This window comes from Rhodococcus sp. UFZ-B548 (assembly GCF_903819475.1).
Classification (GTDB): domain Bacteria; phylum Actinomycetota; class Actinomycetes; order Mycobacteriales; family Mycobacteriaceae; genus Rhodococcus_F; species Rhodococcus_F erythropolis.
In genome coordinates, this window is record NZ_CAIJDS010000016.1 from 25,646 (window position 1) to 44,955 (window position 19,310).

The following is a 19,310-nucleotide window of genomic DNA, read 5'->3' on the forward strand; positions in this document are numbered from 1 at the left end:
CTCCTCGTAAAGAGTTGCAACGGTGAGAATCATTGCAACGGTTACTTTTTGAATGTCATCAACGCTAGGAGCCGAGCGACGGCATGACGATGGTGCCAACGCCCCTACTGTTCGTACAGTCGACTCGACCAGGCGGGTACAGCTGGCTATACCTGCGAGCTCATTCGTACACACCCTCCACCGACCATCCACCGCCTTCACAGATCATCAGCAGCGCACGCGATTCCTCCAACAGAACCTGAGCCCGCGCCGCCGTGCGTGCCGAGGCAGCGTCCCACCATCGCTCGTCAACCGGCCAGGGCCCGGCCCACCCCTGCACTGCCCATTCCTTGCTCCCCCACTTCAGCCTTCCCGGCTGCGAACTGAAGACACCGCGCTCAGTGACGTACACGGCGTTACCGGCCACATCCCCCAGCCACACCTTGGGATTGTCGACGAAGATCGACCCCGGAGACGGTTGTGGCAGACGGCCCGGCCACGGGGCTGTCGGATCATGGGTAGCTACCCGCTCGTCACCCAAGGGCAACAAGGTAATTCGCTCCAAGGGCCCTCGACCTCCGCTCAGGACACCGACCTGAACCGATTCGCCACCCAGAAGACCCTGCACGCGCACCAATGCTCGCCTGGCTCGCTCCTCCTCGTCGCCGACACCGCCCCACAGCCCCAACTGCAAAGCGCCGGCACTGACCACCTCCACCGGTTCCAGACGCAACACGGCTATGCCTGCGGTTGGCCGGGTCTCACTGCGCCCGGTGAGCCAGCCATCCAGTTGCCATCGCACTCGATCGGCCGTTCCCTCCGGCGTCAGAGGTTCGGCGCAACGCCAAGTCCGAGAAAGATTTTCACCGTTACCCGTACTGGCCGAAATCGACAGACGGGTGCACGCCACCGCGGCAGCAGACAACTTGTCGTGCAGGAGACTCGCCAAGGCGCGCCCGGCAAACGCTGCGGCATCCACCCGCTCGATCGACGGATCGTAATGCTGCTCCACCTCCAGGTCCGGCGGAAGTGTCCGCGCCGACGGTGGCCGTTCGGGTTCACCGCGCGCCGCACGATGCGCGAGCACCGCATCGGCACCGAAACGCGAAGCGACGTCCACTGCCGGTAGATCCGCAAAAGCACCGATGGTTCTGATCCCGAGCCTGCGCAGCAGATCCACCAACTCCCCGCGATGCGGTGCAGACAGGCTGGGTTCGGCCGCCAACTCCGGCATGGGTAGCGGCGCCAGAAACCGTGCCCCCTCCCCCGGCGGCACCAGCGCTGCCCGGCGCGCGGCAATGACCGCCGTGGACAGCTGATCTGCCACCCCCACCTGACTCTCGACACCCGCAGCAGATGCCTGATCCACCAATCGTTCCGCCGCAGCTTCCTCAGAACCGAAGTACCGACTGACACCACGCGCGCTGAGCACCAACAAACCAGGACGGAGTACCTCGACGCCCGGTGCCACCGCGTCGATGGCCGCGGCCACCGGCTCGAACAATTTTGCATCGCGTTCCGGATCTGCCATCGCCACATACAGTTCCGGGCAGCGAGCCTGCGACTCGCGTCGGCGCAGGCCTCGTCGCACTCCCTCCGCACGAGCCGTCGCCGAACATGCGATCACCCGATTACCCGAAGTGACCGCGACGGGATGTGTGGCCGGAAGATCGGCAAGCGCTGCCGCTGCCACCGCCGGCCAGTCCGGGCACCACAACGCCAGAACTCTGCTCACAGTGACACCACCTGCGACGACACCACCTGCGACGACACCACCTGCTCCGACACCACCTGCGACGACACATCCTCGACCGGCCGAGAAGGTACCCACTCGACCCGCCCGGCTGCACTGCAGATGTCCAGACGCGTGGTCCGGGGCTGGAACGAGCGCCCCCGAGCACGAACCGCGAGGCTCAGGGAACTGAGCCGTCCACGCCCCAACTCCCGGCCCTGACCGAACCCACCATAGCCATGAACCCGAGCGTCCAACCGAACCTCGGCTCCGTCCCAGTGACCTTCGGTGACAACAAGAGTCGAGCCCTTGCTCCGAGCACGTGCGACCACCGCCCGAGCACGCGACGGGGATACCGACGCACCCGCCAATCCCAGAATCACCAGATCCATACCGTCGAGCAGCACGGCGGCGATCTCGACCGGATCCGGCCCAGGCGCCGGAATGAGTGCCAGACGTTCCAGTTGCGCACCCATCTCGTACGCTGCCAGCAATCCCAATCGAGGCTGCCCGATGACTGCAACATGTCCTCCGGACGCCGTCACCGATGCGACCAATCCCAAAAGCAAGGACGCTGCACCCTCGACGGACACCACGGTTCCCCGCACCAAACCGCCCTGCGGTAACAATGCGGCGATACCCTCCGGGACCGGGAGGACACCGGCTTTGTGCGCACGGTCCACAACCGGCCTGTCCCGGTCGGCAACACTCTCGGAGGCCGCTGCACTTGTCCCGGAAACACCAGCCACAGGAACACCGGCCACAGAAACACCAGGTCCGGAAACACTCGGTCCCGAAAACGACGTATCGCCTCGCGAGGGAATGGACGCGATCTGTCGGCGGAGCTGTGCCAGCCGATCCTGACGGGACAACCCCGCCGCATCTGCCGACAGCTCTACCAACTCGGTCACCTCGGTCATCCCCATCCTCCGGAACACCGGAAAAACTCACTCGGCAGCAATCCATAACCAGCCGGCAAACCGCGGGGAAGTCGGGTCTGACATGCATCCAACGAACAGCAATTTCGAACATATTTTCGAACTGTTTTCAGTAAACCGTGTCACCCCCGACACGTCAAGCAGAGCCAAAAACCCAGTTCACAGGAGCCTCGAGCGTCACAGTGGCATCAATCCATTAACCTTGAGATGTGACAGCTCAAGAGCAGACCGGGAGGGGCATCGGGCCCGAATACCTGCTGGCGGGGCGGTACCGACTCCGCTCCAAGATCGGCGACGGAGGGATGGGCGCCGTCTGGCTGGCCCGCGACACCCTCCTCAGCCGCGACGTCGCGGTGAAACAGGTCACAAGTACGGAAGGCCTCGACACCGAAACGGCCGAAGAGGTCCGCGAACGTACATTGCGCGAGGGCAGGAACGCCGCAAAGCTCACCCATCCCCACTCCATCGCCATGTACGACGTCGCGATCGAGTCCGGCGAACCCTGGCTGGTCATGGAGTACTTCCCGGCTCGCAGCCTCGCCCAGGCCATGAACCTGGCGGACACGTTGCCACCACTCGAAGTCGCGCAGATCGGCGCGCAGATCGCTGCGGCACTCACCGAAGCGCACGCCGCCGGCATCGTCCACCGCGACATCAAACCCGGCAACATCCTGATCGCCGACCGAGGCAAGTCCCTCGGCACCGTCAAGATCAGCGACTTCGGCATCGCCCGCGCAAAGAGCGACGTGTCCGACACCCAGGACGAGGTCATCACCGGCACTCCCGCGTACTTCGCACCCGAAGTTGCCCGCGGCGACGACCCCACCGAGGCCAGCGACGTCTTCTCACTCGGGTCGACGCTCTACACGGTGATCGAGGGCCAACCGCCCTTCGGCATCGACTCGGACGCCATCGCCCTACTGCATCGTGTCGCCAAGGCCGAGATCTACCGACCCACCAAGTCTGGACCGCTCACCGATGTTCTCCTTCAGCTCCTCGAGCCGGACCCGACCCGTCGGCCGACGATGGCTCAGGCACGCGACGCGCTCGCCGCAGCCGCGACCGGCGGCGGCACGATCGATCAGTTGATCGACGCTCCCGTCTACTCGTCCGAGGGCGCCGTGCCGGCCTGGGCTCACCGCACCACACAACTCGCCGACCCACACCGCCGCAATCGCCTGACCGGCTCCACGGTCACCGGACTTCCTGCAGTGCAACAGAACACGCCACTGCGAAATGTTCCCAGTCCGATGGACATGTTCTCCTGGCCGCCGCGGATGCCGACCGGACCCGCCGATGCCAGCACCCGCGACAAGGTAGTCGCGTGGGCTCCCCTCGCCATGACCGGCATGGTCGCCGTCATCGTCTTGGCCGCACTGATCGTCGTCATCCTGGTGTTCACCGCCTGACTGGTGTTCACGGTCTGAGCACAAGCTTCACGCAGGCAGAATGTTTGCATTGAGGTGAAACACGTTGTCCGGGTCGTACTTCGCCTTGACTGCGGACAACCGCGCGTACTTCCCCGCGCCGTAGGAAGCTCGCACTCGGTCCTCGTCGACGTCGGTCATGAAGTTGACGTACCCGCCTTGGTTGGACGAGAACGGACGCAAGGCTTCCCAGGTCTCACGCACCCACGATCGATCCAATTCCAGCGTCCCGGCATCGGTGGCCGTCGCCGTCATATTGCACACGTAATGCGGTGTGCGAGAACCACCGAACGCTGTGTCGTCCTCGCCGACGGAAGTGAAAGCTCCCTGCAGCGGAAAGATCGGCATGAAGGACATCGGCGACGATTTCTTGCCCGCTTGTTCGGTCAGAACATCGATCACGTCGTCGGAGAAATCCACCAGGTCCAAAGCCTTCTCATAGGCGTACGCACCCCACGGTTCCGATTCGTCGAGCATCGACTGCAAGCCGACGTACGGGATCGGAGTGACGAACTCGAAAAGCGTCGGCAAGCCCTCTCGAATCGGCGCAATCGCGTTCGAGTGTTCTACTTCCGATCCGAAACCGGCTACCAGCAACGCGTATCCGGGCAGTAGGTGAAATTGATCCGGGACAAACGGCGCCGGCGGCGCGGACAAACTGACGGCAACCATCGCGCCCGCATTTCTCGGCAGGGCAGGCACTACCTCGCGGCACAGACGAAGCGCCGCGGGTCCGTCCTCCATCCCCCAGAAGAACAGTCCCAGATGCACTTCCGGACCGATCTCGCTCAGACGGTACTCGAACTCGGTGACCACTCCGAAATTTCCGCCGCCACCGCGCAGTGCCCAGAACAAGTCGCTGTGATCGTTCTCGGAGGCTCGAACGATCGAACCGTCGGCGAGCACCACCTCTGCCGACACCAGATTGTCGATCGACAGGCCGAGCGTGCGGGTCAACCACCCCATGCCACCACCGAGTGTCAGGCCACCGACGCCGGTATCACTGATCACTCCGCCGGTCACCGCCAACCCGTGTTCCTGCGTCGCCTTGTCGAGGTCGGCGATCGTCGCACCACCACCGACCCTGGCTCGCTTTGCTGACGGGGCGACGCTGACTACGTTGATCGCACTGAGATCGATCATCACGCCGCCTTCACACACCGATGTGCCTCGGTAGGAATGCCCGCCACCTCTGACCGAAACCTCCAACGAATGGGCTCTGGCAAATGCAAGTGCCACAGCCACATCCGACGCCGACCGGCACCTGGCGATCACCGCCGGACGATGATCGATCTGCCCGTTCCAGATCGATCTGGCGTCGTCGTACTCCGGATCTCGGGGGCCGAACACAGAACCTGTGATCGCCGATTTCAGTGGCGCGAACTCGACCGTCGTCATCACGCACCTCCCCCACCGGGCGTCGCGGTGACCAGCAGGTACTCCCACTCCATCGTGAACGGTTCGCTTCCGCTGCCGTACCTTTCCGCCAATTCGAGCAGATCGCGGTCCAGCGCCTGCGTTCGGTCAGGATCGCCGGCGATGTTCCGGTACACCGCGATGGTCGGCCCGTAATTCTTCTTGAAGAAATCACGGAACTCTTCCGGCCCGCTGAATGTGTCCACACGAAGTACGTCTTTCCTCGTGGCCACATCGCCGAGCAGATCACGAACATGGTTCTCATCGCCCCACAAAGGCGCCGGCTGCGAACCAGGAGGCGGCGGTGCGTACGGCTTCATCGTTTTGAACATCTCGCCGATGAATCCCGTCGGAGTCCAACTCAGCACTCCGATCTTTCCGCCGGGTCGGCACACTCGCACAAGTTCGTCCGCGGCGCGCTGATGATGCGGTGCGAACATCACACCGACGCACGAAAGCACCACGTCGAACTCGTTGTCACTGAAAGGAAGAGCCTCGGCATCGGCCTCCTGCCAGTCCAATTCGACTCCGGCGAGGGAAGCGGCCTCCTTACCCGCTACGAACAATTCGGGAGCCAGGTCAGTGGCAATCACCTGCGCACCCAGCGCGGCCGCCGGAATGGCGGCATTGCCGGACCCCGCCGCGACGTCCAGCACGCGGTCACCCTTCTGCACACCGCACTCGCCGACCAGTACCGGCCCGAGTTCCGCAATGACCTGCGTGGCCACCGCCGGATAGTTACCGAGACCCCACATGGCCCGATGCTTGGCCTTCAGCTCACGATCCAGCCCGAGCGTTTCCGTCGATTCACTCATTACCGTTCTCCTTCAATATTTTTGGTACTCGGAGCCCAACAACCTCGGAGCCCGACAACATTCATGCCGTTACTTCGACGCTACGACGACGGTTCACTCCTCTCCAGTACGAAATCTGTACCGGAGCACTCCAGAGGCCTACGATCGAGTGATGGGGTCCTCGTACCACCAGTTCTGCCCCGTCGCCAAGGCGATGGAGCTACTCGACGAGCGGTGGACGCTGCTTCTCCTGCGCGAACTGATGATGGGAAGCGACCATTTCAACGATCTCCGACGCGGACTTCCGCGAATGTCACCGACTCTGCTCTCCACGCGGCTGCACCAACTCGCGATCGCCGGCATCGTGGAGCGAGAAGAAACCGACTGCGTCGTCAGTTACCGATTGACCGACGCGGGCCGAGAACTGCGCCCTGTGGTCGAAGCTCTCGGAATCTGGGGTACCAGGTGGATCGGCGAGCTGGGCGATGAAGACCTGGATCCGAAACTGCTGCTGTGGGACATGCATCGACGCGTGGATCACTCCGTGGTTCCCGACGGAAAGACCGTGGTGCACTTCGTTTTCTCCGGAGTGCGTGAACATTCGCGAAACTGGTGGCTCGTCATCAATTCCGGGGAGGTGGACATGTGCGATATCGATCCGGGTTTCGACGTTGCGGTGTCGGTCTCTGCGGGCTTGCGACCGATGACCGAGATCTGGCGCGGTAACCTGACCTGGTCGGACGCCATACGGTCAGGTGACGTCACCATTTCGGGGCCTACGGCGTTGCGTCGTAGCTTGCCTTCGTGGTTCGAACTGTCGACTTTCGCATCGATCCCGCGCCCCGTGTAAAGCGCGCTCACCAGCCCCGTTCCGTCCTGTTACAGAGCTGTTTCAGACCGTGACACCGTCGACGAACGGCGACCACCTGACGGTGACACTGACCGAGCAGTCTCTGTTGTATGCCCAGCCACCGCGGAATAATCCGCCTCGCCGCACTCGGTGCAGTCGCACTGGGTGCGCTCACGCTCAGCGCATGCTCGTACACAGAAGAAGCAAAGCCCAAGAGTGGTAATTACCTTGCCACTCAGCCTGATTCAGGACCCGCAGGCGGCGAGATCGAGGACGGCATCAGCGTGCAGGATACCCATGTACCTGCACTGGCCCGTCTCGATTCCGCCCTTCTCGCGGCGCTGCAGTCGGCAGCGGCCGACGCACAGGCCTCCGGAGTGAACATGCACGTCACCTCGGGTTGGCGGTCCGCCGCATACCAACAGCGACTGTTCGACGAAGCCGTCGTCAAGTACGGCAGCATGAACGAAGCGTCCAAATGGGTGCACTCCCCGAGTCTGTCGAAGCATGTCAGCGGACAAGCCGTCGACATCGGACCGACCGATGCCGACGACTGGCTCATCCAGCACGGCAATGATTACGGCCTCTGTCAGACCTATGCCAACGAGATGTGGCATTTCGAATTGGCAACCACTCCCGGCGGGGAATGCCCGCCCCAACTGAGCAACCCTTCGGACGAGAGAGCGGAAGGCTGATCATGACTCGAGTCAAACCCGCGAGACTGATTGCCGCACTGGCACTCCTGATCCTCGGAGTCGTCGAATTCGAACTGGCAGTCAACACTACTGGTGGTCAGATCGTCGACCAACAACTCATGGTGGGCGCGGCCACTTCCGAAGGACTCAGTGTGTTCTCCACCGAGTTCATCGGCCTCGTCACTCCGATACTGATAGTGGGAGGAGTGCTCGTGGCACTCATGATCACATTGCGCAACAACCCGATTGCGCTGGCCCTACGCGTCGTCGTCGTGACCCTCGGTCCCATCACGACGGCCTGGGTTCTCAAACAATCGTTGGATCGACCGGACCTGAACGGCCTGGTGATGCACAATTCCTTCCCCAGCGGCACGCTGACGGCCATCGCTGCTCTGGTCTGCGCAATCGTGCTCGTCACACCCTCGAGGTGGCGGGCAGTCGTTGCAGTCAACGGCGCGCTGATCACCATCGGGACCGCGATCTCGGTAGTCGTGTTGCAATGGCACCGGCCGAGTGACGTGATCGGTGCGCTACTGCTCGTCGGCTGCTACACCCTCGCCGTGTCGGCATTTCCGTTGAACACCAGCGTCGCACGGCACGCGGTGCTGGCGGACTCAGGCAACGAACGGCTCTCGAAAGTGTGACCCCTGTACCCTTGGCTGACCGAGATTCCTCCGACCGCAGAAGGCCCCTGATCATGGCGAGTCCAAGGTGAGCGCATGGTGAGCATTCTTTTCATAGAAGACGATCCAGCGGTGGCCGAGGCAATCACGTTGGGACTGAACCGACTCGGGCACAACGTCAGCCATCGGCCCGACGGTAACGGCGATTTCGACGACGTCCTCGGCTCCACCGACCTCGTCCTACTCGACCTCGGACTGCCGGGAGCCGACGGTTACGAGATCTGTCGACGCATCCGTACGCGCAGTTCGATCCCGATCATCATCTTGACCGCCAGATCCGACGACATCGACACTGTTGCCGGCCTCGAGGCCGGTGCCGACGACTACGTCGTCAAACCGGCCAGTCCGCGTGTCCTCGATGCTCGGATCAAAGCCGTCGTGCGGCGCTCGGCCCCCGCAACATCGCGTTCAGATGTGGCGCCGGGCGCAGAGAAGTTCGGCGACCTGGAATTGGATCGGTCGTCATTGCAGGTACGCAAGGCCGGGACGCTGCTGACCCTGACTCCGACCGAACTCCGACTGATACTGGCGCTGACCGAAAACCCCGGACAGGTTCTCAGCCGCAGGCAATTGTTGTCCGCAGCCTGGGACCAGGAATACCTGGGCGACTCACGAATCGTCGATGCAGCAGTGCAGCGGCTGCGCGGAAAGATCGAGGACGACCCAGCCGCACCGACCGTGATCGAAACGGTGCGCGGGTTCGGGTATCGCTTCAACACCAGCCCGGCCCGATGAGACCGACCTGGCTTCGGGTCGACGGTCTGCGGACCAGGCTCGTGCTCGTGTTCATCGCAATCGTCGTGATCATCGCCGGGGCAACCGCAGGCGTCGTCTCGTTCATGGCGCGGTCGTGGATCTATTCCAACGCTCAGGACGTGGCAACGGCACAATTTCGCGACGAACTGCAGTACAGCAACGGACCGCCGGTAGACGGGTTGACACCTGACACCCTCGACCAGATCTTCCAGTCCGACATGACTCTGATCGTCGACGGCGAAGTCATCCGACAAGGATCAGTGGATGCGGCAACGATCCCACCCAGCTTCGAAGAGGGTTTGGACAGTCCTAAACTGATCCGCTTCGAGAGACTCGACTCCCAGCGCATCATGTTGGGAATGTCGGTCAATGTCGTGGACATGACTGCAGACGACGGCTACGACAACGAGACACTGGTCAAAGCCGTCACCATCCGGCCGCTGGTAGGGGTGCAGGACAAGTTCGACGACCTGCTTCGAGCTGTCGGTCTCACCCTCGCGGCGGGTGTGCTGGTGAGCGGTCTGCTCGGACTCTGGATCGCGTCGACGCTGGTCCGTCCGCTCAAACGCCTGGACGAGGCCGCCGCCCGCGCCGCCGACGGCGACCTGAGCGTCCGGCTCCCCGAAGATGGAGTAGCCGAACTTGCCCAGGTCACAACAACATTCAACAACATGGTCGCTCGCAACGAAGCGGTCATCCGAGGTCTGGAAGAATCGGAAGAGCAGTCGAGAAGATTTGTCGCCGACGTCTCCCACGAGCTTCGAACGCCGCTGGCGGCATTGGTTCCGGTCAGCGAAATCCTCCGCGAAGAGATCCCCAATCTTCCGCCAGACGCCGCCGCTGCAGCGCGCATCGTGAGCAGTGAGATCGGCAAGCTCACTCGACTTGTCGAAGATCTGATCGAAATGTCGCGCCACGACTCACAACAGGCGCGTCTCGTCCTCGACGACGTCGACCTCGTCGAATTGACCGAGCGCACACTCGAGAGCCGAGGTTGGACAGAAACCGTCGAACTCCGTGCACCCGAAAGCGTCAGCGCCAGAGTGGATTCACGTCGAATCGACATAGTCGTCGCCAACCTCGTCGGCAACGCACTGCGCCACGGAGCGCCTCCGGTTCGCGTCGAGTTGAGCGCAGAACCCGATTTCTCCGTCATCACCGTCGTCGACCACGGCCCCGGCATCTCACCCGAAGACCGGCAGGCGATTTTTCGGCGGTTCTACAAGGTCGACACCGCGCGCGGACGCAGCGAGGGCAGCGGACTCGGGCTCTCCCTCGCCGTCGAAAACGTGCACTTGCACGGCGGCACCATCGGCGTCGACCAGGTGGACGGGCGCACGATCTTCACGGTTCGCCTGCCCCATCGCTGACCCCTTCCCGAGCGAACGTACCTTTCGGCGCACCCAAGGCGATCGTCGTACCGTTCGCTCGAAAACGGGTGGGCATTTCGCACCCTGGGCCGCCCAAGTTTGACCAAATAGTGGGATTCTGGTTTCAACATGTGAAACTACGCGAGTAGCGTCGGCATCGTCGAACAGCGTAGAAATCGGAGGGCACCATGACGCAGGCGTCGCGGTTGGAAAAGACGGCCGTCTCCCCGAAGGCGTGGACGATGCTCGGAATCGGCGTCGCAGCCCAGGCCGCAGGCACCGTCTTCGTCAGCACCCCCGCCTTTTTGATCCCGCTGCTGCATTCCGAGCACGGCCTCTCGTTGACGCAAGCCGGAACCCTGGCCGCTGCACCCACTTTCGGCATGGTTCTCACCTTGGTGGCGTGGGGAGCGATGGCCGACAGATTCGGTGAGAAATGGGTCATCTCCATCGGGCTCGCGCTGACGGCGATCGCCGCGCTCGCCGCGACCACCACCGACAACTACGCCCTCCTCGGGATCGCATTTCTACTGGGCGGAATGGCTGCGGCGAGCACCAACGCCGCCAGTGGGCGTGTTGTGGTCGGCTGGTTTCCCAAGGATCGGCGCGGCCTTGCGATGGGCATCAGGCAGATGTCACAGCCACTGGGCGTGACCATTGCGTCGTTGACCATCCCGACTCTCGCCGCGAACGTAGGAATCGGTTCGGCCGTCGGACTGTCGGTGGCGCTCAACGGCGTCCTCGCCCTGATCTGTGCCGTCGCATTGGTCAATCCCCCGCGACCGGCGGCGCGGTCCACCGATATCCCGGTCGAGACGATCAACCCTTATCGCTCGAACTGGTTCCTCTGGCGCATTCACCTCGTCTCGGCACTGCTGGTGTTTCCGCAGTTCACCCTCTCGACGTTCGGTCTGGTCTGGCTGATCAGCGAGCAAGGCTGGGACGCGGCGCCCGCTGGACTCCTGATCGGGATCTCCCAGTTCGTGGGTGCGCTCGGCCGCATCGTCGTCGGCATCTGGAGTGATCGCGCCGGAAGCAGAGTAGGCCCGCTGAGGTTGGTTGCCGTCTCCGCATCCGCGGTCATGTTGGCAATGGCAGCAGCCGGCGCAGCGCCTTGGGGCGTTCCGGCCCTGATCCTGCTGCTGGCAACCACCGTCAGCGTCGCCGACAACGGTTTGGCGTTCACATCCGTCGCCGAAGCGGCCGGGCCGAAATGGCAAGGAAAAGCGTTGGGCGCACAGAACACCGGCCAGTTCATTGCCGCGTCAGCAGTGGGCCCGGTGGTCGGTGCGCTGATCGGCGCGGTCGGCTACCCGCTCGCTTTCGCGATAGTCGCGGCATTTCCAGCCGCGGCAATCCCCTTGGTGCCCAGCCGAGATCGCGACATCAGCGTCTAGTCCCTCATCGGATTCGGTTGCACTGCAGGTCCCGTCAGATCACAATGCGGCTTGCACGCAACCGAATCCGATTCCTGAACAGGCTCGACAGTCGGAGTACGGATCAGCGTCGCGGCGATGGCCGCACCGATCAACAGCAGCGCCACACAGATGTACATCGCATACCGGAAACCGTCGGAGAAACTCGACGGATCGACCAGGCTCTCGGCATCGATACCCACCAGGGCAGGCAAGGCCGCAACCGCAAGAAGCTGGCTCGTGCGAGCAACGGCATTGTTCACACCTGACGCGATCCCGGACTGCTCCACCGGCACCGAGCCGAGCACGGCCGCAGTCAACGGCGCCACCATCACCGCCAGGCCGAGCCCGAAGACCAGAACTCCCGGCAGCACGACGGTCAGGTACGACGCATCCGGGCCGATCCGCGTCATCAACACCAACCCCACCGCGGCCACGGCGGGCCCGACCGTCATCGGCAATCGCGGTCCGTGCGTCTGCGCGTAACTGCCCGCGCGCGAAGACAACAGCAACAATGCCAAGGTGATCGGTACCGTTGCGACGCCGGCAGCCACCGGTGAGTACCCCGCGACCAACTGCAATTGCAGCACGAGCAGGAAGAACACACCGCCAAGAGCCGCATAGACCGCAAGAGTCACCAGATTGGCCGCGACGAACATCCGCGAACGAAACAGGGACGGCGGCACCAACGCACTCGGCGATCGACGTTCCACCACAACGAACAGGCACAGCGCGAGCACCCCGACCAGCCCGACTACCGGGTTGACTTCGATCAGCCCGTACGTAAGCGCCCCGAGACCGACTACTGCGCAGGCAGATCCGACCACGTCCAGGTGCTCGGGCGGATGCGGATCGCGGCTCTCGGGCACGTGGCGCACCGCTGCCCACACCACGACGATCGCCAACGGAATGTTGAGCAGGAACACCGATCGCCATCCCGCCACTTCCACCAGCCAACCACCGAACAGCGGACCGATAGCGCCGGCGACACCACCCAAGCCCGACCACAAGCCGATCGCCGCACCGCGGTCCTCCTCGCGAAGTGACGCGGAAATGATGGCAAGGCTGCCAGGCGTCAAGAGCGCAGCTCCCACTCCCTGCAGGATCCGCGCAATCACCAGAAATGTGATGTCAGGTGCAATTCCGCACAGCAACGACGCGACCGCGAACCAGACCGTCCCCCACACGAATACCCGCCGCCGACCCCAACGATCGCCGAGGGCTCCGCCGAGCAGTATCAGCGACGCCAATGCCAAGGTGTATCCGCTGAGAGTCCACTGCAGCCCGGCGACACCGGAATTCAAGTCCTCGCCGATGTGCGGCAGAGCAATGTTGACGACGGTGCCGTCGAGGAGAGCCATGCTCGAGCCGAGAACGGTGGCGGCGACAACCCAACGCCCACGTCTCGACGCGAGCGCCAGTGGTTCCGTCATCGGTCCATGGTGCGCCTTCACTCGCAATCGCGAAAGGGTGCGCGGAAATTCAGTCGATCTGTCGGCGATGTGCCCAACGTGTCAGCGCATTGCGATTGGACTGCTGAGTCTTTCGCAGAACGTTCGATGCGTGAGTCTCGACGGTCTTCACGGAAATCACCAGGTCCTCGGCAATTTCACGGTAGGTGTACCCACGTGCCAGCAATCTGAGCACTTCGAGTTCCCGCGGAGTAAGAGAATCGAGTTCCGGATCGAGTTGTGGCTCGGGTGCATTGGAGCGTCCGGTGAAGGAGTCCAACACGAAACCTGCCAGGCGCGGCCCGAACACCGCGTCACCACCGGCAACGCGTCGTACGCCCTCGGCAAGTTCGGATCCCGAGATCGTCTTGGTCACGTACCCGCGCGCACCGCCGCGGATCACCGCGATCACGTCTTCGGCGGCATCGGAAACGCTGAGCGCCAGGCACACCGGGCCGGAATCGATTCCGCGCAGAACTGCCACTCCACCACCGTCGGGCATGTGGACATCGAGCAGAACGACATGCGGCTTCGTCGAGTTGATACCGGCGATTGCCTCCGCGACGCCGCCGGCCTCACCGACGACATCCATATCCGTCTCGCGCGAGAGCTCGGCCCTCACCCCGGAGCGGAACACTGCATGATCGTCGACAAGAAATACGCGGTACGGGGGCGGCGCAAGCGAAGTCACTGGGGCTGTTCCTCGGGGTTGTCGACACGGTCAGCAGTCTGGTCCCACTTTAGAGCAGAGTCACCGAGCGGCATGTGCACGCGGATTTCGGTGCCCTTTCCGATGTCGGATCGAACCACGACGCGGCCACCGCGCCGCTCGATTCGACCACGAATCGACTTGGCCAGCCCCTGGCGATCCTCCGGCACCGCGTCGACGTCGAATCCGACGCCGCGGTCACGAACGAACACACTGACCTGATCACCCTCGACCTCGGCGAACAGATTGATTTCCTTCTCCCCCGAGTGCTTTGCCGAGTTCACGAGAGCTTCACGCGTCGCACCGAGGAGCGCGGTGAACGCTTCCTTGGGCAGGCCGTTCTCGACGCCTTCGCCTTCGAGTTGTACGTCGCCGACAGTGACGGGACGGACCGTGACACCGTGCTGGTCTTCCACTTCACCGGCGATGATCTTCAGGCCTTCCGTCAGGCTCGTGTGGTCGATGTCGCCGCCGCTGAACAACCACTTGCGCAGCTCGCGTTCCTGACCGCGGGCCAGGCGCGCCACCTCTTGTGGGTTGTCGGACTGCTTCTGAATCAGAGCCAACGTCTGAAGGACGGAGTCGTGTAGATGCGACGCAATCTCTTCACGTTCGTCGTTGCGAATTCGGGCCGCACGCTCGGCGCCGAGAGCACGCCACATCCGCAGCCACAGCGGCACCGTCAACAAACCGACACCGATCAGCGTCACGACCACCGCCAAGAGAGACGAGCGCAGTGCTTCGAGGTCGACCTGAGCAAGGACGACAACGCCAAGACCCAAGATGATCAAGGTGGCTCCCCCGACCACCCGCGCCCACGTCAGAACGGTAGGCCGCTGCGGCAAGCCGATGACAGTACGGGGACCGTCGGAGTCGAACTCGCGCCACACCAAGGCTGCACCGATCGCGACGACGAAGAACGGCGCGAGCACCGAACCCGCCGTGCCGCTGAACAACCAGGACAACGCGGCTGCGCCGCCCAATCCGAGTGCGATCAAGCCGTACGCCCGCTGCCGCTCGGCCGCGGACGGCTTCTGCGTGTCCGTGCCGGCGGAGGTGAAGATCCACAAGGCGCCGTAAATGACGATGCCGGATCCGGCCATCGCCGCAAGAATCGTGAAGGCGACGCGCACTTTCAGGACGTCGATACCGAGATGATCGGCGATCCCGCCCGCAACTCCGGCGACGATGCGACCGCCGGAGCGCCGCTCCAGCTTTCGCAGTGGCACGGCACCCGGAATGGGCACGCCCTTCTTCATGGGTACGGGATGCACCGGTACCCCGTTGACGGGCGGGCCTCCCGCAAACCCGGGAGCGGGACCGCTCACGAACGGCGGATCTGACAGATATTGCACATAGTCGATACTGGCACGAACCACGCGGACACACATCAGGGTCCAACCCTGAATCAGGCCGCCACCCTCACCCGCGATCACCACAAAGATCAGGGTTGGCCCTGATGCGCGGAGGCTGCCTCGGAAGCCAGGATTGATTCATGAACAATCCGACTTTCCAAGAACAGATCCAGGATCTGTGGCGGACCCGCCCCGTGCGTCTGCCGGCACAAGGTCACGTGGCTGGGGTATGCGCCGGAATCGGATACCGGTACGGCATCGACCCCGTTCTCGTACGCGTGGCGTTTGTCGCGTCCACCATTTTCGGTGGCTCAGGCGTCCTTCTCTACCTCGCCGGCTGGTTGGTACTTGCCCGTGCCGGTGACGGATCGTCCCCCGCGCAGTCGTTGATGGGCCGCGGACACAGTTCCGATTCCAGTACCAAGACCATCGTCTTGCTGGTGGCCCTCGCCATCGCGGCTACGACTGTCGGCCCCGTCGGCGTCGGTCTGGGTGGTTCCGGACTGATCGGGCTGATCCTGATGGTCGGTGGCCTGTGGCTGCTCTACCAACGAGCGCCCATCCCGCCCGCACTGCCGCAGAACACGTCGCCTTATGTCGGCGCAGGTACCGCGTATCCAGGCACCGGATTCACGCCTGGGCCGTTCACCCCCGGATACTTCGCGCCCAATCAGCCTCCCGTGTACACGCCGTACACCAAACTCCCCGACAGTTATGTGCCCGAGGAACGACCGGCCGACCATCCGCAGCAGTCACCACAATCTCAGGCCGCTCATCCGACGATCAACCTGTCGAAGGACCCGAGCGCTTCGGTCAGCACCAATCCGACCGAGGTGATCGGTGAGGCCGCCATCACGCCGCCGTCCTGGGATCCGCTCGGTGTCGCTCCGTTCGCCTGGGATCTTCCGGATCCGGCAGCCAAGGCCACACCGCTGCTCCCGTTGCCGCCACGTAAGCGTCGCTCGCGTTGGACGCTGACGGTCCTCGGACTCGCAATCATCGTCGCCGCAGTCACCGGGGCAGCGGGCGCCGCAACCGGCAACGAGTGGTTCACTCCCGGCCGGGTCGGTGCAGTCGGACTCGCCGTCATCGCACTCGGCCTGATCCTCGGGGCATTCTTCCGCAAGGGGTACGGCCTGCTGGTCGTCACCGGACCACTCGTGGGTTTCGTGCTTCTCGCCTCGCTGGTCTACCCGATCGAGTTCGACGCCTCGGGTGAGCAAAGATGGACTCCGGCAACAGCTTCCGAGCTGGAGCCGTCGTATTCGGGAGCCTTCGGAAGCTTCACTCTCGACCTCAACGGGGTCAAGTTCACCGAGGACAAGACCATCGACGTCGCGGCGTCGTTCGGCGAGTTCACCGTCATGGTGCCACCAACCGTCAACGTCAAGAACAGCTGCACCGTCGTCATGGGTGACGGATCGGGTTGCCTCGACGGCGGAATACACCCGGGCCGTGATGTGACACCGGACTCTCCCACCCTGACCATCAACGCCAAAGCCACGTTCGGCAGCCTGAAGGTGACGCAATCATGAGCGAGTACGACGAGACGACAGACCAGGACGAGACCCGAGAATCCAAGCGCCCCTCGGCACTTCTGCTGATCGCCGGACTGGCCGCACTACTGGTCAGCGTGTGGGCGTTGGTCGGGCCGTTCTCTCTGGCGCCGGCAGCGAACATTCAATTCCGTTGGCTGTTCGTCGGTGCCGCCGTCGTGGCAGGACTACTGCTGGTGATTCTGCCGAATCGGCGCAACCGCAAGTAAAACTACTGTGCGCCTTTATTAACCGCGGGGGGTTAATAAAGGCGCACAGTTGTTTTTTACTCCCACTCGATAGTTCCCGGCGGCTTGCTCGTCACGTCGAGGACTACGCGGTTCACGTCCGCCACCTCGTTGGTGATTCGAGTCGAGATGCGCTCGAGGGTCTCGTACGGCAGACGCGTCCAGTCCGCGGTCATCGCGTCTTCACTCGAGACCGGACGCAGCACGATCGGATGACCGTACGTCCGGCCGTCACCCTGCACGCCCACGCTGCGGACGTCGGCGAGGAGAACCACTGGGCACTGCCAAATCGTTCCGTCCAAGCCTGCAGACGTAAGCTCTTCGCGCGCAATGGAATCTGCATGACGCAGGATCTCGAGGCGATCGCGGGTGACCTCACCGATGATGCGGATACCGAGTCCGGGACCGGGGAACGGCTGGCGTCCGACGATCTCTTCCGGCAGACCGAGTTCGCGGCCCACTGCACGGACCTCGTCCTTGAACAGCAGACGCAGCGGTTCGACCAACTTGAACTGCAGGTCTTCCGGCAGCCCGCCGACATTGTGATGGCTCTTGATGTTTGCAGTTCCCGTGCCGCCGCCGGACTCCACGACATCCGGGTACAGGGTGCCCTGCACGAGGAAGTCGACGGTCGCACCGTGAGATGCGTTCTCGCCCAGAACATCACTGACTGCGCCTTCGAAGCTGCGGATGAACTCGCGGCCGATGATCTTGCGCTTGGTCTCGGGATCGGTGACCCCAGCCAGCTCACCGATGAAGGTGTCCGCAGCATCCACGGTGATCAGACGCGCACCGGTTGCCGCGACGAAGTCCTGCTCGACCTGCGTGCGCTCACCGGCTCGCATCAAACCGTGATCGACGAAGACACACGTCAACCGGTCGCCGATTGCCCGCTGAACCAAAGCCGCAGCGACAGCCGAGTCGACACCACCGGACAGACCGCAGATGGCGTGTCCGTCGCCGACCTGCTCGCGAACCTGCTCGATCAGCGCATCGGCGATGTTGGACGCCGTCCACGCTGCCGGAATACCGGCGATCTCGTGCAGGAAGCGGCTCAGGACCTGCTGACCGTGTGGGGAATGCAGAACCTCGGGGTGGTACTGCACGCCGGCGAGCTTGCGGGCGCGATCTTCGAACGCTGCGACGGGAGCGCCATCGCTGGTCGCAGTCACCTCGAAGCCGGACGGCGCTTCGGTGACGGCGTCACCGTGGCTCATCCACACCGGCTGCGTCGCGGGAAGTCCGTCGTGCAGCAACCCACCGGATACCGCGATGTCGGTACGACCGTATTCGCGGGTGCCGGTCTCGGCAACGGTGCCGCCGAGGGCGCCTGCCATTGCCTGGAATCCGTAGCAGATTCCGAAAACCGGGATGTCGTGATCAAAAAGTGCGGGATCGAGCTTGGGAGCACCGTCTGCGTAGACACTCGAGGGCCCACCCGAGAGCACAACAGCCAAGGGGTTCTTGGCCACGATCTCCTCGACGGTCGTGGTGTGCGGAATCACCTCCGAGTAGACCTTGGCTTCGCGAACTCGCCGTGCGATCAACTGCGCGTACTGCGCTCCGAAGTCGACGACAAGAACTGGTCTCTGCTGCTCGATATCTGCCACAGGTGCAGTCTAATCGCCGCAGCCAGCGCTTCTGCGCATGCATGGACTCAGCCCGCTCCTCGGCCGAGTGAGCGCGAGGTACGTCACTACAAAGGCCGACCCTCCGGACTGCGCGGCGACCTCGGGGCGAACTAGACCACCGTCCAGGTTAACGATGCCCCAATCACCCGCACTTTAGCTTCGGCAATCAAATCGGCGACATCATCGCAGGCCAGAGCCCGAAATGGACGGAGGGTGAATTTTCTGGACGTTTGACCGATTCGCCTGAACCAAACGTCCAGTAAAGGTAATCTCGCCCGTCAAGTGATCAGGATCACGATCGCAAACGGCCGGCGCCGCCGAACGGC

Annotated in this window: 17 protein-coding genes; 9 read left to right on the top strand and 8 right to left on the bottom strand. The window is 63.4% G+C overall.

Going from position 1 to position 19,310, the window contains the following annotated elements; all coding sequences use genetic code 11:
- Positions 1-160: 160 nt before the first annotated feature.
- Together H7C86_RS15715 and H7C86_RS15720 are read right to left on the bottom strand one after the other, a co-directional pair.
- The gene (locus H7C86_RS15715; RefSeq protein ID WP_182261801.1) at positions 161-1,714 is read right to left on the bottom strand and encodes a DNA polymerase Y family protein; all 1,554 of its coding nucleotides are present in this window, start codon (positions 1,712-1,714) and stop codon (positions 161-163) included.
- Positions 1,711-2,631: a hypothetical protein gene (locus H7C86_RS15720; RefSeq protein WP_182261802.1), complete on the bottom strand. Its 921-nt coding sequence runs from the start codon at positions 2,629-2,631 to the stop codon at positions 1,711-1,713. The genes H7C86_RS15715 and H7C86_RS15720 overlap by 4 nt, the downstream gene beginning before the upstream one ends.
- 227 nt (positions 2,632-2,858) lie before the next feature.
- On the opposite strand from H7C86_RS15720, the gene H7C86_RS15725 reads away from it, so the two are divergent.
- The gene (locus H7C86_RS15725; RefSeq protein ID WP_020906948.1) at positions 2,859-4,058 is read left to right on the top strand and encodes a serine/threonine-protein kinase; all 1,200 of its coding nucleotides are present in this window, start codon (positions 2,859-2,861) and stop codon (positions 4,056-4,058) included.
- Positions 4,059-4,085: 27 nt separating this feature from the next.
- Here the strand turns inward: H7C86_RS15725 and H7C86_RS15730 are convergent, their stop codons facing one another.
- Together H7C86_RS15730 and H7C86_RS15735 are read right to left on the bottom strand one after the other, a co-directional pair.
- Entirely contained in the window at positions 4,086-5,474 is a 1,389-nt protein-coding gene (locus H7C86_RS15730) for an FAD-binding oxidoreductase (RefSeq protein ID WP_182261803.1), read from the bottom strand.
- Entirely contained in the window at positions 5,474-6,307 is an 834-nt protein-coding gene (locus tag H7C86_RS15735) for a class I SAM-dependent methyltransferase (protein WP_182261804.1), read from the bottom strand. Before H7C86_RS15735 ends, H7C86_RS15730 begins: the two co-directional genes overlap by 1 nt.
- Positions 6,308-6,458: 151 nt before the next feature.
- Here H7C86_RS15735 and H7C86_RS15740 point away from each other — a divergent pair, with 151 nt between their 5' ends.
- From H7C86_RS15740 to H7C86_RS15765, 6 genes are all read left to right on the top strand, one after another.
- Positions 6,459-7,136 (top strand): helix-turn-helix domain-containing protein, encoded by a 678-nt coding sequence (locus H7C86_RS15740; RefSeq protein ID WP_029254940.1) that lies wholly within the window; start codon positions 6,459-6,461, stop codon positions 7,134-7,136.
- A gap of 110 nt (positions 7,137-7,246) precedes the next feature.
- On the top strand, positions 7,247-7,831 hold the full coding sequence (locus tag H7C86_RS15745; RefSeq protein ID WP_020969077.1) for a M15 family metallopeptidase: 585 nt from the start codon (positions 7,247-7,249) through the stop codon (positions 7,829-7,831).
- 2 nt (positions 7,832-7,833) lie between these two features.
- Positions 7,834-8,475 (top strand): phosphatase PAP2 family protein, encoded by a 642-nt coding sequence (locus H7C86_RS15750; RefSeq protein ID WP_019747602.1) that lies wholly within the window; start codon positions 7,834-7,836, stop codon positions 8,473-8,475.
- 75 nt (positions 8,476-8,550) lie between these two features.
- Positions 8,551-9,249, top strand: a complete 699-nt coding sequence (locus H7C86_RS15755; RefSeq protein WP_084325094.1) for a response regulator transcription factor — start codon at positions 8,551-8,553, stop codon at positions 9,247-9,249.
- The gene (locus H7C86_RS15760; protein WP_182261805.1) at positions 9,246-10,640 is read left to right on the top strand and encodes a HAMP domain-containing sensor histidine kinase; all 1,395 of its coding nucleotides are present in this window, start codon (positions 9,246-9,248) and stop codon (positions 10,638-10,640) included. The genes H7C86_RS15755 and H7C86_RS15760 overlap by 4 nt, the downstream gene beginning before the upstream one ends.
- Positions 10,641-10,828: 188 nt before the next feature.
- Positions 10,829-12,037 (top strand): MFS transporter, encoded by a 1,209-nt coding sequence (locus H7C86_RS15765; protein WP_021343596.1) that lies wholly within the window; start codon positions 10,829-10,831, stop codon positions 12,035-12,037.
- On the opposite strand, the gene H7C86_RS15770 is transcribed toward H7C86_RS15765, so the two are convergent.
- From H7C86_RS15770 to H7C86_RS15780, 3 genes are read right to left on the bottom strand one after another with little or no spacing between them, the layout of a single operon-like run.
- The gene (locus H7C86_RS15770) at positions 12,034-13,488 is read right to left on the bottom strand and encodes an MFS transporter (protein ID WP_182261806.1); all 1,455 of its coding nucleotides are present in this window, start codon (positions 13,486-13,488) and stop codon (positions 12,034-12,036) included. The genes H7C86_RS15765 and H7C86_RS15770 overlap by 4 nt on opposite strands.
- A gap of 49 nt (positions 13,489-13,537) precedes the next feature.
- A complete protein-coding gene (locus H7C86_RS15775) occupies positions 13,538-14,197 on the bottom strand; it encodes a response regulator transcription factor (RefSeq protein WP_020969075.1) in 660 nt (219 codons plus the stop codon).
- Entirely contained in the window at positions 14,194-15,474 is a 1,281-nt protein-coding gene (locus H7C86_RS15780) for an ATP-binding protein (RefSeq protein ID WP_037134353.1), read from the bottom strand. Before H7C86_RS15780 ends, H7C86_RS15775 begins: the two co-directional genes overlap by 4 nt.
- A 236-nt stretch (positions 15,475-15,710) precedes the next feature.
- Here H7C86_RS15780 and H7C86_RS15785 point away from each other — a divergent pair, with 236 nt between their 5' ends.
- Positions 15,711-17,105: a PspC domain-containing protein gene (locus H7C86_RS15785; protein ID WP_182261807.1), complete on the top strand. Its 1,395-nt coding sequence runs from the start codon at positions 15,711-15,713 to the stop codon at positions 17,103-17,105.
- Positions 17,102-17,335 carry a hypothetical protein gene (locus tag H7C86_RS15790; protein WP_020906937.1) on the top strand — a complete coding sequence of 78 codons (234 nt, stop codon included), beginning with the start codon at positions 17,102-17,104 and terminating at the stop codon, positions 17,333-17,335. The genes H7C86_RS15785 and H7C86_RS15790 overlap by 4 nt, the downstream gene beginning before the upstream one ends.
- Positions 17,336-17,391: 56 nt before the next feature.
- Here H7C86_RS15790 and guaA read toward each other — a convergent pair whose 3' ends face one another.
- Complete coding sequence (gene guaA / locus H7C86_RS15795) at positions 17,392-18,963, bottom strand: glutamine-hydrolyzing GMP synthase (RefSeq protein ID WP_019747593.1); 1,572 nt, start codon at positions 18,961-18,963, stop codon at positions 17,392-17,394.
- Positions 18,964-19,310 lie beyond the last annotated feature (347 nt).

Bases quoted from the DNA above. Each gene is read 5' to 3' on its own strand.
- H7C86_RS15720 (WP_182261802.1), bottom strand. From the start codon at position 2,631: ATGACCGAGGTGACCGAGTTGGTAGAGCTGTCGGCAGATGCGGCGGGG.
- H7C86_RS15730 (WP_182261803.1), bottom strand. From the start codon at position 5,474: ATGACGACGGTCGAGTTCGCGCCACTGAAATCGGCGATCACAGGTTCT.
- H7C86_RS15735 (WP_182261804.1), bottom strand. From the start codon at position 6,307: ATGAGTGAATCGACGGAAACGCTCGGGCTGGATCGTGAGCTGAAGGCC.
- H7C86_RS15740 (WP_029254940.1), top strand. From the start codon at position 6,459: ATGGGGTCCTCGTACCACCAGTTCTGCCCCGTCGCCAAGGCGATGGAG.
- H7C86_RS15745 (WP_020969077.1), top strand. From the start codon at position 7,247: ATGCCCAGCCACCGCGGAATAATCCGCCTCGCCGCACTCGGTGCAGTC.
- H7C86_RS15750 (WP_019747602.1), top strand. From the start codon at position 7,834: ATGACTCGAGTCAAACCCGCGAGACTGATTGCCGCACTGGCACTCCTG.
- H7C86_RS15755 (WP_084325094.1), top strand. From the start codon at position 8,551: ATGGTGAGCATTCTTTTCATAGAAGACGATCCAGCGGTGGCCGAGGCA.
- H7C86_RS15760 (WP_182261805.1), top strand. From the start codon at position 9,246: ATGAGACCGACCTGGCTTCGGGTCGACGGTCTGCGGACCAGGCTCGTG.
- H7C86_RS15765 (WP_021343596.1), top strand. From the start codon at position 10,829: ATGACGCAGGCGTCGCGGTTGGAAAAGACGGCCGTCTCCCCGAAGGCG.
- H7C86_RS15770 (WP_182261806.1), bottom strand. From the start codon at position 13,488: ATGACGGAACCACTGGCGCTCGCGTCGAGACGTGGGCGTTGGGTTGTC.
- H7C86_RS15780 (WP_037134353.1), bottom strand. From the start codon at position 15,474: ATGAAGAAGGGCGTGCCCATTCCGGGTGCCGTGCCACTGCGAAAGCTG.
- H7C86_RS15785 (WP_182261807.1), top strand. From the start codon at position 15,711: ATGAACAATCCGACTTTCCAAGAACAGATCCAGGATCTGTGGCGGACC.
- H7C86_RS15790 (WP_020906937.1), top strand. From the start codon at position 17,102: ATGAGCGAGTACGACGAGACGACAGACCAGGACGAGACCCGAGAATCC.